Genomic DNA, 16,512 nt, shown 5'->3' with positions numbered 1-16,512 from the left:
CCGCAGCGAGGCGGCCCCGTTGCCGCTCGTCTGGCAGCCTGCCACAAGGCCGGGCCGCCAACCGCCGAGGCCACTGCGAGGAAACCAGCTGGATACACGGCCTGCCGCCCGGCCGGAACCGGCTCCGCCCGAGGGCGCGCGATCCGGGCCCGGGCATGACTCGACCCCCCGGCCTCGCGTGGCGCGACATCGGGGGGCCGTGACCAGTAGCCCTACTTCTTGTTGCGGCGCTGCACGCGGGTGCGCTTGAGAAGTTTGCGGTGCTTCTTCTTGGCCATCCGCTTACGACGCTTCTTGATTACAGAACCCACGAATACGACCGATCTGTGTGGAGGAGAGCTACCGAACGAGCCTACCGCCCAGCGCCGGTGTGGATGGGTGGCCGCCTCGACACGGCGTGCGGTGGACGGGACGGTACCACCGAGTTCAGGAGGGACGACCCAGCGCGGTTGGTGGACTCGGCCCGACTGCGCCCGGCTGCGCCTGGCTGAGCCCCGCGGGCGCGGCGTGGCAGCCCGGCGGGCGCGGCGTCGCAGCCTTGCCAGCGCGGGGCTAGTTGGAGCGACCGAGCTCGGCCGAGCGGTCGCGGGCGGCGGTGAGGGCGTCGAGGATGGCCCCGCGCACGGCCCGGCGATCGAGCTCGAGCAGCGCGGCGGCGGTGGTCCCGGCAGGCGAGGTCACCGCCTCGCGCAGCAGCGCCGGGTGCTCGCCGGTTTCCCGCAGCATGCGAGCCGATCCGAGCGCCGTCTGCACCATCAGCTCGGCCGCGAGCGGACGGGGCAGTCCGAGCAGCACCCCCGCCTCGATCATGGCGTCGAGCAGGTAGAAGAAGTACGCCGGGCCGCTGCCGGAGAGGGCGGTGATGGCATCCAGCTGCTTCTCGGGGACCCGGACCACCCGGCCGACGGCGCCGAGCAGCGCCTCGGTCCGCGCCAGGTGCTCGTCGCCCGCGTACCGGCCCGCGCACAGTGCCGACATCGCCTCGCCGACCAGCAACGGAGTGTTCGTCATCACACGCACGACCGGCGTCCCGGCCGGCAGCGCGTCCTGCAGGACGGTGAGGGTGATCCCCGCCGCCAGCGACACGACGAGCGCGCCGGGCGCGAGCGCACCACCGACCTCCGCCAGCAACGTGGCCATGTCATGCGGCTTGACGGCCACGACGACCACGTCCGCGCGCGCCGCGGCCTCCTTCGGCGCGGCCGCGGCGACGCCGTGCTCATCCGACACCGCCGCCGCCCTGGCCGGGTCCTTCTCCGCGACGACGATCTCCTTCGGCTCGACGCCGGAGCGCAACAGCCCAGCCAGGAACGCCTCCCCCAGCCGTCCCACGCCCACGATCGCCACAGTCATGCCCACTCCTCCACCCAACGCGCCAATCGCCCGCCAGAGTACGGGTCCCGGTGCCTGGTCAGGGGCGGCGGCCGACCACCAGCAGGGTGCGGAAGGGCTCCTCGATGATCCCGTCGGGGAAGGCGCGCAGCATCGAGCGACGCTCGGCGTCCAGGAAGTCCGGCAACCGGTCGCCGATCGCGGCGACGTAGGACTTCGAGCGCAGCCACGTCAGGTACGTGTCGATGTCGATCCGGCGAAACCAGCGCCCGGCGAGCGTGACGACCTCGGCGAACTGGCCGGTCCAGCGCAGCTCGTCGGCGTACGGCCTGGCCCGGTAGCCGCGCTGGTAGGCGGGGTTCATCGCCTCCAGCCGGTCCTGCTGGCGGACCCACCAGCGCTCGTCCTCGGCGTCGACGTCGTTCCACCAGACGGCGAGCGACCCGCCGGGGCGCAGCACCCTGGCCGCCTCCGCGGCCGCGGCCGGTACCCGCACCCAGTGCCAGGCCTGCGCGTAGCAGACGAGGTCGGCCACGCCGGAGCGCAGCGGCAGTGCCTCCGCGTCGGCGAGCATCGCCGGGATCCCCGGCGTGCGCTCCCGCAGCCGGGCGAGCATCGCCGGGCCGAGATCGAGGGGGACCACCCGGGCACCCTGGTCGAGCAGGCGCCGGGTCGCGATGCCGGTGCCTGCGCCCACCTCCACCACGTCCGCGCCGGCGAGCGGGCGCCCGGCCAGCCGGGCGAGATCGTCGAACAGGACGTCCGGGTAGGTGGGTCGCGCCGCGTCATAGGCGTCGACCAACGGATCGAACAGCGAACGTGAGCCCATGCCTCAATCGTGGCACCACATCCCAAAGGCGGGCTACGCCCAGGACGCGCCGGCCGCGGCCGGCCTGAAGGGCGTCAGGACTTGGCCGCGCCCGAGGGGCTGGCGGCCGCGGCGGGGGCCGCGAGGTTGAGGCGGGTGAAGGCGAGCGCCTCGGCGAGGTCGGCCTCGCGCTGGGCCCGCGTCTCGGCGCGACGGGTGTTGATCTCGACGACGACCGTCCCGTCGAAGCCCCTGGTCGCGAGCCGCTCGAGCAGCTGCGCGCACGGCTGGTTGCCTCGGCCCGGCACCAGGTGCTCGTCCTTGGCCGAGCCGGAGCCGTCGGCGAGGTGAACGTGCGCGAGCCGGTCGCCGAGCGCGTCGGCCATGGCCAGCGCGTCCGACCGCGAGACGGAGGTGTGCGACAGGTCGAGCGTCACGTGCCGGTAGCCGTCCTCGACGGGCGACCAGTCCGGCAGGTACGCCGACACCTCCCGGCCGCGGGCTCGCAGCGGGAACATGTTCTCCACCGCGAAGCGGACGTCGGTCTCCTGCGCCATCCGCTCGATGCCGGCGATGAACTCGCGGCCGTAGTCGCGCTGCCAGCGAAACGGTGGGTGGACGACCACGGTGGACGCGTCGAGGGACTCGGCCGCGGCCCGCGCGCGCACGAGCTTGCCCCATGGGTCCGTGCCCCATACCCGCTGCGTGAGCAACAGGCACGGCGAGTGGATCGCCAGCACCGGGATGCCGTGATAGTCGACCAGCCGGCGCAGCGCCTGGGCGTCCTGGCTGACCGGGTCCGTCCAGACCATGATCTCGATGCCGTCGTAGCCGAGGCGGGCGGCCATCTCGAACGCGGCGGGTGTCGACTCGGGATAGGTCGACGCGGTGGACAGCGCGATCTTCGCGGCCGGGATGCGCGCCGCCCGCTCCGGTACGTTACGGACAGCGACGATCTTCCGTGGCTTCACGCCGTTCGCCGGATCCGACAGCGGGGTGTGCGACGTCGCGGCGTGACCCGCGCCGTCAGTGTCGGCCACGGCCGCCACCTGGGTGGCCTCTCGTCCGAGGTCGCGTCTCACCCGCACTCGAACACCCTCTTCCGCCTCCCGAGCCGCACGGCCGCGCCTTGGGCGCAACCATCCGCGCACACCATCTGCCCACCGCGGTCCGTCACGGCCACCGCGGGGCCCCCGCCGCGGGCGACCGGCCCGCATCTCAGGCTAGGCCATCGAGCAGAGCACGCCCGTCCGACCGTCTCCGGACGATCTCACCCTGCGTATCCGCGGATTCCATGGAGGGGGCGAAACGGCCCAACCGGCCGGACGCGAGGCGCCGCCACGGGGACGGGCCGGGTCAGCCGAAGTTCAGGGTGTCGAGCCGGCGCAGGATGATGCCTTCCCGCAGCGCCCACGGGCAGATCTCGACCTCGTCGACCGAGAGCAGGTCCATCGTCTCCGCCGCGACCACCGCGCCGGCGGCGAGCTGGCCCGCGCGGGAGGCGGACACCCCCGGCAACGAGACCCGCGCCGCCGACGGCATCCGGCAGACCGTCTTCGCCGCGGCCTCCAGGTCGCTGCGGCGCAGCACCCGGCGCACGTAGGGACCACGGCTGTAGGGCTCGGCACCGGCGATCCTGGCCAGCGAGCGGAACGTCTTCGACGTGGCGACGGCCCTGGTCGGCTCGCCGACGTGGTAGAGCTTGCCCACCACCGGCGCGATCTGGGCCCGCACGTAGCGGCGCAGCTCGGCCAGCTGCCGGTTGGTCGGCGGGTCGGAGGTCAGCCAGTCCCTGGTCAGCCGGCTCGCGCCCAGCGGCAGCGAGGCGACGACATCCGGCTCCTCGTCCATCCCGGCGCCGATCTCCAGCGAGCCACCGCCGATGTCCATCGCCAGTAGCCGCCCCGCGCTCCAGCCGAACCAGCGGCGCACCGCGAGGAAGGTCAGCCGGGCCTCGTCCTCGCCCGGCAGCACGTCGACCGCCACGCCCGTCACGGAGCGCAGCCGGACGAGAACTTCATCACTGTTCGTGGCATCGCGCAGGGCCGACGTGGCGAACGCCACGAGATCGAAGACGGCGAGCTCCTCGGCCTGCCGGCGCAGATCGCGGATGCAGTCGATCAGGGCGTGCTCACCGCTCACCGACAACCCGCCGTCGCCGTCCAGCAGCTCGACGAGCCGCAGCGGCACCCGCACACTCGCCGCGGGCCGCGGCGCCGCGCCGTGGTGGGCGTCGACGACCAGCAGGTGGACGGTGTTCGAGCCGATGTCGATGACACCCAGCCGCATCGGCTGGCCCGGCGGCGCCGGCAGGGCGACCGCCGTGACGCGCCGCTGGCCGGACGACGCCGCACCCGCCGGCACCACCTCGCCGGAGCTCGCCGCCCCCGCGGCGCCACCGCCCGCGCCCACGGGACCCGCCGGGACCAGCGACCCCGACACGACCGCGAGGCGACGCCGCGCCACGGCCGTACCCGGCACGCCGCGCGGAGCGTCGGAATCCCCCGCGCGTGCCTCAGCCTTCCCGGCCACCGCCCTGGCCGTCGGCGAGAACCTCAGCCGCATCGCTTGTCCCCCCATACCTGCCGGACATCGAGCAACCAACGAGGCTACGCGCCGGCCGCCGTACCCCACCGCGGGCTCCGCGCACCCTCACTGCGCGCCCACCGGCGCCAATCGCACGGTGACCGCGAGACTCGGGCGGACGCGGCCGCCGAACGCCGACCGGACCCGGCATACGACCGGGCCGCCTACGGCTCGAACTTGTACCCGAGTCCTCTGACGGTTACGAGGTGGCGTGGGTTGCCCGGCTCCGACTCGATCTTCGCCCGCAGCCGCTTGACGTGAACGTCGAGCGTCTTGGTGTCGCCGACGTAGTCCGAGCCCCAGACACGATCGATCAGCTGCCCGCGGGTCAGCACCCGGCCGGTGTTGCGCAGGAACATCTCCAGCAGCTCGAACTCCTTGAGCGGCAGGGCAACCGACGCGCCGTGCACGGTCACGACGTGTCGCTCGACGTCCATCCGCACGCCGCCGGCCTCCAGGGTGACGGGCGCGGTCTCATCCGGCTCGCTGCCGCGTCTGCGCAGCACCGCCCGGATCCTGGCGACGAGCTCACGCGAGGAGAACGGCTTGGTGACGTAGTCGTCGGCCCCGAGCTCCAGGCCGAGCACCTTGTCGATCTCGCTGTCCTTGGCGGTAAGCATGATCACTGGCACCGAGGACTTCTGCCGCAACGCCCGGCACACCTCGGTGCCGGACAGGCCCGGCAGCATGACGTCGAGCAGCACGAGATCCGCCCCGTGCCGTTCGAAGTCCGACAGCGCGGCGTGCCCGTCCGCCGCCACGGCGACGTCGAAACCCTCGCGCTCCAACATGAAGGACAGTGCCTCCGAGAAGGACTCCTCGTCCTCCACCACGAGCAGGCGGGTCACCGGTCACTCTTCCTTTCGCGGGCCGTCGTCGATGTGGTCACGCGTGACCGGGCCGACGACGGCCGGTGCTCTATGGCGGTCACTGCTCGAGAACTTGCTGATCTGCCGGCCGGCCGTCCTTCGACGAGCCGTCTGTTAACTGATTGTTACGTGCCATGTGGTCACCCGTGCCCTGTTCCCTAAGTTCGTCCTGGTCCGCCACGTCGTCGAGATCGAAATCCGGGTTGTCGGCCTGGTCGTCCAGGTACGCGGGCAGGCGCAAGGTGAACGTCGAGCCGGCACCTTCCGCGCTCCAGACCCCGACGGAGCCGCCGTGGTTGGTCACGATGTGCTTGACGATCGCCAGGCCCAGCCCGGTGCCGCCGGTCTCCCTGGAGCGCGCCGGGTCGGCCCGGTAGAAGCGCTCGAAGACCCGCTCCAGGTCCTTCTCCGCGATGCCGATGCCCTCGTCCGCGATGGAGATCTCCACGGTGTCACCGATGCAGCGCACGCCTAGCCCCACCCTGGTGCCGCGCGGCGAGTAGTTCACCGCGTTCTCCAGCAGGTTGGCCACCGCGGTCACCAGCTGGGCCTCGTCCCCAACCACCCCGGCATCCGTCTGGCCGATGATGGCCACCGAGATCCCCTGGCTCTGCGCCGCCAGCCGGTTGCGGTCCACCGCCTCGGCCACGACGTTGTCCACCGCGACCGGTCTCATCACCGGCAGCGGGTCGGCGCCCTGCAGCCGGGAGAGGTGAATGATCTCCTGCACCAGCCGGGCGAGCCGGGCCGACTCGTGCGTCATCCGATCGGCGAACCGCCGCACGGCGACCGGATCCTCACTGGCCGCGTGCACGGCCTCGGCGAGCACATGCAGCGCGCCGACCGGGGTCTTGAGCTCGTGGCTCACGTTGGCCACGAAGTCCCGCCGGACCGCCTCGACCCGCCGGGACTCGGTGACGTCATCGAGAATGACCGCTATATGACCTTTGCCGCCGAGCAGCCGGGTTCGCGCTCGCACGGCGACCGCCTCCTGGTCGGGCCGCGGCCGGGTGAGCGGGGGTGGAGGCACAGGCGGCAGGTCCAGCTCACCGTCCAGCCCGGTGCCGGCCTCCCGGGTGCGCTGCACGAGCGCCAGGACCGATGCCACGGCGACCTTGCTGCCGGTGACCACGCCCATCGAGTGCGCGGCCTGGTTCGCCATCGCGACCTCGTCGTTCACGGTCAGCACGACGACGCCGGACGGCAGCGCCGCGACCAGCCGACGCAGCTGGCTGGCTGGCAGCGTGACATCGGGGTCATCGGCCTGCGCGCCGGCCTGGGCGGCGTGCGACCGCCGCGTCGCCGGCCGCACGTCCGCTGAGCGCGCCGCCCCGGCGGGCGGCGGCGTCGACGACGTCATCCGCCTGCCACCGCGAACCGGCCGCCCGCCGCGCGCCTGGCGGCGTCATGCCGGACAGTCAGACCCAACGCGTTGGATGTCTGCGCGGCGAGGCAGGCCAGCATGGGCGGAACTGCGTACCGTAGCATGCCTGTCACATCATTCACCGACCTGTCGCCCACGCGCCGAATGCTAGGTGCCGTCCGGCCCTCCGCGGGCGGTCGGACGGTTCTAATCAGTGGTTCGTCGCCAGGTGTTCATCCCCACTAACGTCAACGTTCACCGGCCCGCGATGGGGTCACCGCATCTTCGACGCATCCGAAGTGCAGAGATCTCGGGTCGACGAGTCCCGGGCCATGCCACGGCACAGCCGTGTCCGGCCTCGCCGCCGACGGCGGCGTCCCGGCCATCACGGCTCGCGGCCGGGTACGGCGGCGCGCCGGGCGGGCACCTGGACCCGAACGACCATGGCGACAGACAGCATGAAGAGGAGTCCACCGGTGCGTGACGTCTTCCAAGAAGAGCTCGAGGGCATCACGGCTTCCCTCGTCGAGATGGCGAACCTCGTCGCCTCCGCGATGGCGCGCGCGACCACGTCGCTGCTCGACGCCGATCTCCAGCTCGCCGAGCAGGTCATCACCGCCGACGAGACCGTCGACCTGCTGCGCAACGAGATCGAGGAGCGCGCCTTCGACAACCTGGCCCGCCAGGCCCCGGTCGCGACCGACGCCCGGGTGATCGTCACGACGCTGCGGATCGTCGCCGACCTGGAGCGGATGGGCGACCTCGCGCTGCACGTGGCGAAGGTGGCCAGGCGCCGCTACCCGGCCAAGGCCGTCCCCCCGGAGCTGCAGGGCACGATCACCGAGATGGGCCAGGTCGCACAGCGGATCGTCGCCAAGGCCGGCTCCGTCATCGCCAGTCGCGACACCGACCTCGCCCGCGAGCTCGAGTCCGACGACGACGCGATGGACCACCTGCACCGCCAGTTGTTCCACATCCTGCTGGAGCGGCCGTGGTCACACGGCATGGAGGCCGCGATCGACATCACCCTGTGCGGCCGCTTCTACGAGCGCTACGCCGACCACGCGGTCTCGGTCGCCCGCCGCGTCGTCTACCTCGTGACCGGCGTCAAGGAATAAGCCGGGCGAGCCTGGACGGCGGGCGACCTGCCCCGCCGTCCAGGCTCCAGGTCCGGGGTTACTTCTTCTTGCCCTGGGCCGCCACGGCGGCGGCGGCCAGCGCGGCGGCGTCGGGGTCCAGGTAGCCGGACGAGACCACGTTCAGGTCGGCGTCCAGCTCGTAGCGCAATGGGATGCCGGTCGGGATGTTGAGGGCGGCGATATCCGCGTCGCCGATCCCGTCGAGGTGCTTGACCAGCGCGCGCAGCGAGTTGCCGTGCGCGGCGACCAGCACGGTCTGCTCGGCCCGCAGGTCCGGCACGATCGCGTCGTACCAGTAGGGCAGCATCCGGATGACRACGTCCTTGAGGCATTCGGTCTTCGGCACGAGGTCCGGCGCGAGCTGCGCGTAGCGCTCGTCGACTCCGCTCTCCTGGCCTTCGGTGATCTCCGGCGGAGGAGTGTCGTAGGAACGGCGCCAGAGCATGAACTGCTCCTCGCCGTACTTCTGCAGCGTCTCGGCCTTGTCGAGGCCCTGTAGGCCGCCGTAGTGCCGCTCGTTGAGCCGCCAGCTACGACGAACCGGGATCCACATCCGCCCGGCGGCGTCGAGGGCGATCCAGGCCGTCCGCATCGCCCTGGTCAGCAGGGACGTATGCACGACGTCCGGCAGCACACCGGCTTCGCGCAGCAGCTCGCCGCCGCGAGTGGCCTCCTTGACGCCCTTCTCGGACAGGTCGACGTCCACCCAGCCGGTGAACAGGTTCTTCTGGTTCCAGGTGCTTTCACCATGGCGGAGCAGGACGAGGGTCGGCATGCCACGATCCTGCCCGCTACGCCCCGCCTCCGGCCAGACCCCACTCGGGGCCGACATTGGTAGCCGTGGGTGTGAGAAGGATTACATGCCGTGCCCGACAAGCCCGGAAACGTAAAAACCCCCGGGTGCTTCCGCGTCGGTGCATGGCACACGGCGCGGGCCGTCGGGACTACGACGACACCCGGGGGCCCGGTAACTGCCTGGTACTCGCCGGCCGGGGCTCATGGGCACCCGGATCGGGACGTATCCCGCTCGGTGAGGACCACGAGACCGGCTAGCTGACAGTCACCTCACGAGTCCAAGAATTACACAACTTCGGACCACCTCCCTTCCCGTGTACCGACGACGCTACGCGCGACCGGGGCGGGAGGGCAACGCCTTTTCTCGACCCCCGACCAGCGATCGCCCAGGCGCTGTCCGCCTAGACTTGACGGCATGACCGCCAAGGTCTACCCGCAGCCGGCCACGCCGGCAGGCACGGCGCCCGCCCACTCGGCGCCGCCTCCCGGCATGCCAGCCTCCGCCTCGCCGGCCGGGGTCTCGGACCTCGCTGGCGGCCAGGAGGGTTGGCAGGATCGGCTGCGCGACCGCGGGTACCGGTTGACGCCACAGCGTCAGCTCGTGCTGGAAGCCGTCGCGAAGCTCGGCCACGCGACGCCGGAGGCGATCGTCACCGAGGTGCGCCGGACCGCCGCCACCGTCAACATCTCGACCGTCTACCGCACGCTGGACCTGCTCGAGGAGCTCGGGCTGGTCTCCCATGCCCACCTCACCCACGGCGCGCCGACCTACCACGTCACCGGGGAGGACCGGCACATCCACCTGGTGTGCGGCGGCTGCGGAACGATCAGCGAGCTCTCCCCCGACCGGCTCACCGGGCTCGTCGACACGCTGCGCGAGGAGCTCGGGTTCACCCTGAACGTCGACCACGTCGCGCTCGCCGGCCGGTGCGCGGACTGTTCCGCGCGCGCCGGCGGTTGACTACAGGCATGAGCAGCTCCCCGGCCGAGGCCGCTACCGACTCCGACGCGGTGACAGCCGCCGGCTACCGCTCGCCGCTGCTGGACCTGCCCGGGGCGGTCGCCGCGGACGGCCCGGACGCCGGCGTGGCCGCGCACTACGGGGACCCACTGCGCGAGCAGCGCCGGGCCGCCGCCGGCGCGGTCCTGGTGGACCGCTCGCACCGGGGCGTGCTGCGCGTCGACGGCGTCGACCGGCTGACCTGGCTGCACAGCCTGACGTCGCAGCACCTCAGCGCGCTGCGCCCGATGCGCGGTACCGAGGCGCTGCTGCTCTCGCCGCACGGTCACGTCGAGCACCACCTGGTCATCGCCGACGACGGAGCCACCACCTGGATCGACGTGGAGCCCGGCCGCGGCGCTCCCGCGGGCGCGGGGGACGACGAGCGTTCTCGCGCCTCCGCCTCCGCTGGCGGCGCCGGCCCGCTGCTCGCGTTCCTGGAGTCGATGCGTTTCCTGCTGCGGGTCGAGCCCGCGGACGCGACGGCGACGACGGCCGTGCTCTCGGTCCTCGGCCCGCGCGCCGCCGAGGCGGTCGCGGACGCCCTGGGCGACGGGGTCGCCGAGGGCGACGGCGGCGTGCCCACGGACTGGGCCACCCCGCCGGCCGGAAGCGCCGCGGGACTCCCCATCGAGGCGGGTCCCTACCCGCTGGCCCGGTTCGGACCGGGCGTGCTCGCCCGGCGGATGCCGTACGGCGTGGACCTGCTGGTGGAGCGGGCCCGGCTCGGGGACGTCGCGGCCCGGCTGCGCGCCGCCGGGGTGGAGCCGGCCGGCATCGGCGCCTTCGAGGCCGAGCGGGTCGCCGCCCACCGGCCGCGGCTCGGCCTCGACACCGACCATCGCACGATTCCGCACGAGGTCGGCTGGCTCACCAGCGCGGTGCACCTCGACAAGGGCTGCTACCGCGGCCAGGAGACGGTCGCCCGAGTCCACAACCTTGGCCGGCCGCCCCGCCGGCTGGTCCTGCTGCACCTCGACGGGGCCCTCGCCGCGCCCGGCTCACCCGTGACGGCCGCCGGCCGCCAGGTCGGGTTCGTCGGCACGTCCCAGACGCACGCCGAGCTCGGCCCCGTGGCGCTGGCGATGCTCAAGCGCGCCGTGCCGGACGATGCCGCCCTCGTCGTCACCGACCCGGATGGGCACGAGGTCGCCGCCCAGATCGACCCCGACTCCGGTCCCGTGCGCCCAGACCGCCCCGCTGGTCACGTCCTGCGCTGACGGCTTCCTCGGACGCCCGCCGCCTGGTTTCGCCGGGCGGCGGCCGTCCGTACGTCCGTACGTCTCCCCTAGGTCTCCCTTCACCAGGTCTCCCCTCATGAACCACCATTGATCACAGAACCAACTTGATCACGGATCGTGACATTGAGCCCCGGGCCGGCACGCGTCGCGGCGCGCGCTGCGGGTACGGCAAAAACCGGGAGAATTCGCCTCGACCGGGCTACGTCGGGCGATAAGTAGCCCGCGAGTGCCAGCACGCCCGCGAGTGCAGTCAACCGGGTCTTTTGCCCCCGTGCAGTAGCCACTCGCGACTGCACGGTCCCGCCACGCGGCCGGACGTCTTCCACCGGCGCCAATCGCGGCACCGTTTGACCCGGTCAGCGGCCTAGAGGCCGGAGCCGGCCGACTGAGCACTTGGCCCCCCTCCGCCGGGGGTGTGCAATTCCGACCCCTGAGTGGGCTCCTTGTGACACCAATGCACACATCGCACCGCGCTCAGCGCTATCGATAGCAGATGTCGCGACATAGCGTTGCCATGCGCCTACGAAACGTCCATCGGGCGACAGACAGCGACCATCACGGAGCGCTTGATCCCTGAGCTTCGGACGGTCGCGGGAGCGGACAAGCCGACGGCGTCCTGTCCGCCCCTCAGCACAGCTGTCGCCAACGGATAACCGTGCACGCAATTCCGAGGAGATCGTCGATGCTGACGGAGAACGCCCAGGCCTGTGCACACCCACTGGCCTTCGTCCGCGCCCAGCGAGGCTGGTCGTACCAGAAGCTCGCCCGGGTCGTCGCCAAACGGGCCCGCGACCTGGGGGTGGCGAACATGGCAGCGGAACGGCAGAAGGTATGGCGCTGGGAGCACCGCGGCGTCGTCCCCGACCGGGTGTCCCAGCTGGCGCTCGCCACCGAGCTCGGCGTGCCCACCGAGCGGCTGGAATCCCATCCCTGGCCGTCGTGGCTCCCGACCGGCGACAACGTGCGCACCGATTACCCCTGGACCCAGGCCGGCAGCCTGTCCGCGCTCACCGACGTCGTCCAGGACGCACTGACCGACCGCCGGGGCTTCCTCACCATCAGYGGGCCCGGAGTCGCGAGCCTCGCCACCGAATGGCTCGGCCTGGAGCCGGCCCGCCTCCTGGGCGCGCTGGACGGCGGCCTGGTCGACGAGCAGATCGTGCACCGGATCGCGCACAACATCCCCGGCCTGCGGGTGATGGACGACCGCCTCGGCGGCGAGAGCGTGCGCCGCCTCGTCGACGCGGAGCTCGGCGTCGTCGCCGAGCTCCTCGCCCGCGGGCGCTACCCCGAGAAGATCGGCCGCGAGCTGCACATCGTCGCCGCCGAGCTCGCCCGCTTCGCCGGCTGGGTGTCGTTCGACGCCGGCTACCAGACCGCCGCCCAGCGTTACTGGGTCACCGCCCTGCACGCCGCCCACGTCGGCGGCGACCGGCTGCTCGGCGCCAACGTGCTGAAGAACATGTCGCTGCAGTGCGTCGACTTCTCCCGGCCCRCCGAGGCCATCGAGCTGGCCGACGCCGCGGTCCGCACCGCTGGCGCCACCACCGGCCGGGTCGGCGCGATGCTGCACATGCGCAAGGCCAGGGCGCACGCGGCGCTCGGCGACCAGGTCGCCTGCACCCGCGAGCTCGCCGTCGCCGAGGCCGCGTTCAGCCGCGCCCGGCCGCAGGAGCCGCCGTGGGCCGTCTACTTCGACGAGGCCGAGTTCCAGGCCCAGGTCGGCTGCTGCTACATCGACCTCGGCCATCTGCCGTCGGCCGACCGCTGGCTCGGCAACGCGCTGGCCAGCCATCCGGCCGAGAAGGTCCGCGACCATGCGACCTACCTGCTGCGCCGCGCCGGCGTCCAGATCGACCTCGGCAACCTCGACACCGGCTGCGCCCTGGCCGCCGAGGCCGTTCCGCTGCTGATCGTCACTCGGTCCCGGCGCAACGCCCGCCGCGCCGACGAGGTCCGCCGCCGGCTCCGCCGCCACGCCACCATCCCCGCCGCCCGCGACCTGGACGCCCAACTAGCCGAAATCGCTTGATTGCTGGTTCGCTCCGTGGCCGGGCCTCCGCGGAGGCGCGCCTCCGCGCCGCACGGTCACCCGCCGCTGAACGTCACCCACCCGCAGCAGGCCCATCCATACGGCCACTTCGCTGCGCTCGTGGAGTGCCCGAACGGGCGCGAAGACCGCCACGAGCGAAGCGAAGTGCCCAGACGAGCGCTGTGGCTTCGGGCTGGTGCCGTCACAGCGGCACGCACCCGAGCTGGCGCGGAGGCGCACCTCGCGGAGGCTTCCCCACGAGCGAAGCGACGTGGGGAGGCCGCAGCGAGGTCGCCGGAGCGCACGTGAGCGCAGGAGGACACGGCGCGGAGGTCCCTTGGGAGCGAAGCGAGTAAGGGGCCGGAGCGCCGTGCCCGCACGGAGCGAACCGGAAACAACCTTCCCGCCCGACCCGAGGTTTGTTCCGGAGCGAACCGGGCTAAGCCTTGGCCACCTCAATAAGGGCGTCGGCGGTGGCCTGGGGTTCGGTGATCATTAGGTCGTGGCCGGTGTCGATGGTCCAGAGGCGGCCGGCGGCGCGTGCCTTTCCCATCAGCTCGGGATCCCTGGTGGACAGCGTCGACGTGCAGATGATGTGGTACTGCGGGATCGCCCACAAGGCGGCCTCGTTGGTGAGCGTCAGGGGCTGCTCGAAGCACCGCCAGGGGTGCGGGGTCAACCGGTCGGCCATCCAGGCGATGTCGTCGGGGTTGGTCACGCCGTAGAAGGCGCCTGCCTCGGGGAACGGGATGAGCACGAGCTCGACGCCGTCGACAACCTTCCCCATCGGGCGGGTCGCCGCGATGATCGGCCCGGCGACGTCGAGCAGCGACTGGCCGTTGACCGGGTTCGCCGCGTCCAGATAGACGAGACGCCCGACCCGGTCGGCGGCCCGGTCCGCGATGCCGGTGATGACCATGCCGCCATAGCTGTGCCCGACCAGGATCACGTCGCGCAGGTTCTCGTGGTGCAGCAGCGCGACGACGTCCTGGATGTGCAGGTCTAGGTCGACGTGCGGGCCGACGAGGTGGGCCCGTTCCCCTAACCCGGTCAGTGTGGGGGCGTAGACCTCGTGTCCGGCCGCCCGAAGCAGCCGGGCGACGGGCTGGTAGCACCAGCCGCCGTGGCCACCCCCGTGTACCAGGACGTATGTCGCCATGATCCTGCCTCCTCCGCGGTGAGGGAACCAGTCGGCGGCACCGGACGGATTCGCCGGAACCAGGACCAGACACCCGAGTAACGTGGTTACCGAGGTAACCACGTTACTCTAGGACCGTCAAGCAGTCCCTTCCCGTCCTTTGCCACCAGAGGGTTCAAGCGTGACGTCCCGACCCGGCGCGGAGGCGCACCTCGCGGAGGCCCGGCCCACGAGCGAAGCGACGTGGGCCGGGCCGCAGCGAGGTCGCCGCAGCGCCCGTGAGCGGAGGAGGACACGGCGCGGAGGTCCCGTGGGAGCGAAGCGAGTACGGGGCCGGAGCGCCGTGCCCGCACGGAGCGAACCAGAGACACGGAGGCCCGGTGGCGGAGTCACGGCAGACCGACGTCATCGTCGACGTCGTCCTCGCGCTCCTGGAGTCCGAGGGCTACGACGCCGTCCAGCTGCGCGCCGTGGCCCGCCAGGCGCACGTCTCACTCGCCACGATCTACAAGCTGTTCCCCACCCGGGACGAGCTCATCGTCGCGGCGGTCGAACGGTGGTTGGCCAGGAACAACTGCGCGCCGGTACCACCGCCGCCGCCCGACGAGACCCTCTACGACGGCCTCATGCGGGTGTTCCGGCACGTCTTCGAACCGTGGGAGCGCAGCCCGCGCATGCTCGAGGCCTACCACCGCGCCCGCACGACGCCGGGCGGGGAACGCCTCGAACGACAGACCGCGGCCATCATCGAACCCGCCGGGCGGGCCGTGCTGGCGGCCGGTGAGCCCGGCTACGTGGCGGACATCGCCCTCATCCTGACCAACGTCGCCTATGCCGTGGTCGCCCGGTTCGCGGCCGGCGAGCTCGACAACACCGCCATCCTGCCGGCGCTCGAGCGCGCCGCGTACCGGCTCACCGCGAACAACGAGCCCGCCGCCCGGGAGGCGGGCTCGCGGTCCGTCCGCCGCGGCTAGGCGACGCCGATCAGCGCTCCGTCGCCGGCGAAGAAGGCCAGCGCGGCGGCAGGAGCCGTCAGCGTGACCGAGGCCCCGGAACGCGTCGCGTCCGGCGTTCCGCCCGCCTCGGTCTGGCGGGCGGGGACGCGGACGGCCACCGCGCCGGCCGCGGTCTGCACGTAGGCCACCCGCTCGGCGCCCAGGCGCTCCGAGACGACGACGCTGCCCACGATCCGCAGGGAGCTGTCCGGCTGGGCGGCCGCCGACGCGGCGGGCGCGCCCGCCGGGCCACCAGGGTCGCCCGGGTCGCCCGGGGAACCGGCCGTCGCGAGGGCGAGCTGGAGGCCCTCGGGGCGCACGCCCACCGCGACGGCACCCGCGGGGGCGGCGACGACGAAGCCAGGGCCGCGCAGGACGCCGTCGGCGAGCGCTCCGTCGAGGACGTTCATCGGCGGGCTGCCGACGAACGTGGCGACGAAGCGGGTCGCGGGACGGTCGTAGATCTCGTCGGGGGTGCCCAGCTGTTCCAGGCGGCCGCCGTTGAGGACGGCGACCCGGTCGCCGACGGCCATCGCCTCCGACTGGTCGTGGGTCACGAACAGCGCGGTCGAGCCGAGCCGGCGCAGCAGCGCGACGATCTCGACCCGCAGCTCGACGCGCAGTTTCGCGTCCAGGCCGGACATCGGCTCGTCGAGCAGCACCACCCGGGCGCGCCGGGCCAGCGCCCGGCCGATCGCGACCCGCTGGCGCTGACCGCCGGACATCTGCGCCGGCCTGCGGTCGGCGAGCGCCCCGATGCCCAGCATGTCCAGCGTCTCGCGAGCGCGCGCCACGGCCGCGGACTTGGACATCCTCCGGCCGTAGCGCAGCGCCAGCGTCAGGTTGTCCAGCGCCGAGAGGTGCGGGTAGAGCGCGTAGTGCTGGAACACCAGGGCGACGTCCCGCTGGTGCGGGGCGAGGCCGGCCTGGTCCGCGCCCGCGAACAGCAGCCGACCGGAGGTGGGGGCCTCCAGGCCGGCGCAGATCCGCAGCAGGGTCGACTTCCCGGAGCCGGACGGGCCGAGCAGCGCGACGATCTCCCCCGGGCGTACCGACATGCTCATGTCGGCAAGCGCCCGGACCGGGCCGAAGTCCCGGCCCAGGCCTTCCATGTCGATCGGCACGCCCGCGGTGCCGGCGGCGGTCGCCGCCAGCGCGTCATCGTCGGGCCGCACGGCCAGCTCGGTCACTCCAGCTCCTCGTCGTTCCCAGCG

Annotated in this window: 15 protein-coding genes; 5 read left to right on the top strand and 10 right to left on the bottom strand. The window is 72.6% G+C overall.

Annotated elements, in window-relative coordinates:
- Window positions 1-212 precede the first annotated feature (212 nt).
- From BCD49_RS40130 to BCD49_RS01720, 7 genes are all read right to left on the bottom strand, one after another.
- On the bottom strand, window positions 213-311 hold the full coding sequence (locus tag BCD49_RS40130; RefSeq protein WP_003948845.1) for a 30S ribosomal protein bS22: 99 nt from the start codon (window positions 309-311) through the stop codon (window positions 213-215).
- A 241-nt stretch (window positions 312-552) separates the two neighbouring features.
- The gene (proC, locus tag BCD49_RS01745) at window positions 553-1,353 is read right to left on the bottom strand and encodes a pyrroline-5-carboxylate reductase (RefSeq protein ID WP_007518514.1); all 801 of its coding nucleotides are present in this window, start codon (window positions 1,351-1,353) and stop codon (window positions 553-555) included.
- Between the two features lie 58 nt (window positions 1,354-1,411).
- Window positions 1,412-2,161 (bottom strand): class I SAM-dependent methyltransferase, encoded by a 750-nt coding sequence (locus tag BCD49_RS01740; protein WP_007518512.1) that lies wholly within the window; start codon window positions 2,159-2,161, stop codon window positions 1,412-1,414.
- 74 nt (window positions 2,162-2,235) lie between these two features.
- The gene (locus BCD49_RS01735) at window positions 2,236-3,096 is read right to left on the bottom strand and encodes a sugar phosphate isomerase/epimerase family protein (protein ID WP_051466555.1); all 861 of its coding nucleotides are present in this window, start codon (window positions 3,094-3,096) and stop codon (window positions 2,236-2,238) included.
- 400 nt (window positions 3,097-3,496) lie between these two features.
- Complete coding sequence (locus BCD49_RS01730) at window positions 3,497-4,705, bottom strand: Ppx/GppA phosphatase family protein (protein WP_007518508.1); 1,209 nt, start codon at window positions 4,703-4,705, stop codon at window positions 3,497-3,499.
- A 185-nt stretch (window positions 4,706-4,890) separates the two neighbouring features.
- Window positions 4,891-5,574 (bottom strand): response regulator transcription factor, encoded by a 684-nt coding sequence (locus BCD49_RS01725; RefSeq protein WP_007518506.1) that lies wholly within the window; start codon window positions 5,572-5,574, stop codon window positions 4,891-4,893.
- A 79-nt stretch (window positions 5,575-5,653) separates the two neighbouring features.
- On the bottom strand, window positions 5,654-6,955 hold the full coding sequence (locus tag BCD49_RS01720) for a sensor histidine kinase (RefSeq protein ID WP_007518504.1): 1,302 nt from the start codon (window positions 6,953-6,955) through the stop codon (window positions 5,654-5,656).
- Window positions 6,956-7,434: 479 nt separating this feature from the next.
- Between BCD49_RS01720 and phoU the strand changes: the two genes are divergently transcribed.
- Complete coding sequence (gene phoU, locus BCD49_RS01715; RefSeq protein WP_007518503.1) at window positions 7,435-8,076, top strand: phosphate signaling complex protein PhoU; 642 nt, start codon at window positions 7,435-7,437, stop codon at window positions 8,074-8,076.
- Between the two features lie 58 nt (window positions 8,077-8,134).
- Here phoU and BCD49_RS01710 read toward each other — a convergent pair whose 3' ends face one another.
- Entirely contained in the window at window positions 8,135-8,872 is a 738-nt protein-coding gene (locus BCD49_RS01710) for a phosphoglyceromutase (protein WP_007518501.1), read from the bottom strand.
- Between the two features lie 435 nt (window positions 8,873-9,307).
- On the opposite strand from BCD49_RS01710, the gene BCD49_RS01705 reads away from it, so the two are divergent.
- The 3 genes from BCD49_RS01705 to BCD49_RS01695 all read left to right on the top strand — a co-directional run bounded on the left by BCD49_RS01705 (window position 9,308) and on the right by BCD49_RS01695 (window position 13,165).
- Window positions 9,308-9,853 carry a Fur family transcriptional regulator gene (locus BCD49_RS01705; protein ID WP_007518499.1) on the top strand — a complete coding sequence of 182 codons (546 nt, stop codon included), beginning with the start codon at window positions 9,308-9,310 and terminating at the stop codon, window positions 9,851-9,853.
- Between the two features lie 8 nt (window positions 9,854-9,861).
- Window positions 9,862-11,112 (top strand): CAF17-like 4Fe-4S cluster assembly/insertion protein YgfZ, encoded by a 1,251-nt coding sequence (ygfZ, locus tag BCD49_RS01700; protein WP_007518497.1) that lies wholly within the window; start codon window positions 9,862-9,864, stop codon window positions 11,110-11,112.
- A gap of 703 nt (window positions 11,113-11,815) precedes the next feature.
- Window positions 11,816-13,165 carry a transcriptional regulator gene (locus tag BCD49_RS01695; protein ID WP_071041036.1) on the top strand — a complete coding sequence of 450 codons (1,350 nt, stop codon included), beginning with the start codon at window positions 11,816-11,818 and terminating at the stop codon, window positions 13,163-13,165.
- Window positions 13,166-13,604: 439 nt separating this feature from the next.
- Here the strand turns inward: BCD49_RS01695 and BCD49_RS01690 are convergent, their stop codons facing one another.
- The gene (locus tag BCD49_RS01690; protein ID WP_007518494.1) at window positions 13,605-14,324 is read right to left on the bottom strand and encodes an alpha/beta hydrolase; all 720 of its coding nucleotides are present in this window, start codon (window positions 14,322-14,324) and stop codon (window positions 13,605-13,607) included.
- A 359-nt stretch (window positions 14,325-14,683) separates the two neighbouring features.
- On the opposite strand from BCD49_RS01690, the gene BCD49_RS01685 reads away from it, so the two are divergent.
- Window positions 14,684-15,277 (top strand): TetR family transcriptional regulator, encoded by a 594-nt coding sequence (locus BCD49_RS01685; RefSeq protein WP_007518492.1) that lies wholly within the window; start codon window positions 14,684-14,686, stop codon window positions 15,275-15,277.
- Here the strand turns inward: BCD49_RS01685 and BCD49_RS01680 are convergent.
- Window positions 15,274-16,488, bottom strand: a complete 1,215-nt coding sequence (locus BCD49_RS01680; RefSeq protein WP_007518491.1) for an ATP-binding cassette domain-containing protein — start codon at window positions 16,486-16,488, stop codon at window positions 15,274-15,276. The genes BCD49_RS01685 and BCD49_RS01680 overlap by 4 nt on opposite strands.
- Window positions 16,489-16,512: the final 24 nt, after the last annotated feature.

The organism is Pseudofrankia sp. EUN1h (assembly GCF_001854645.1).
In the GTDB taxonomy this organism is placed as follows: domain Bacteria; phylum Actinomycetota; class Actinomycetes; order Frankiales; family Frankiaceae; genus Pseudofrankia; species Pseudofrankia saprophytica.
This window is presented reverse-complemented; position numbering and strand designations above follow the sequence as displayed.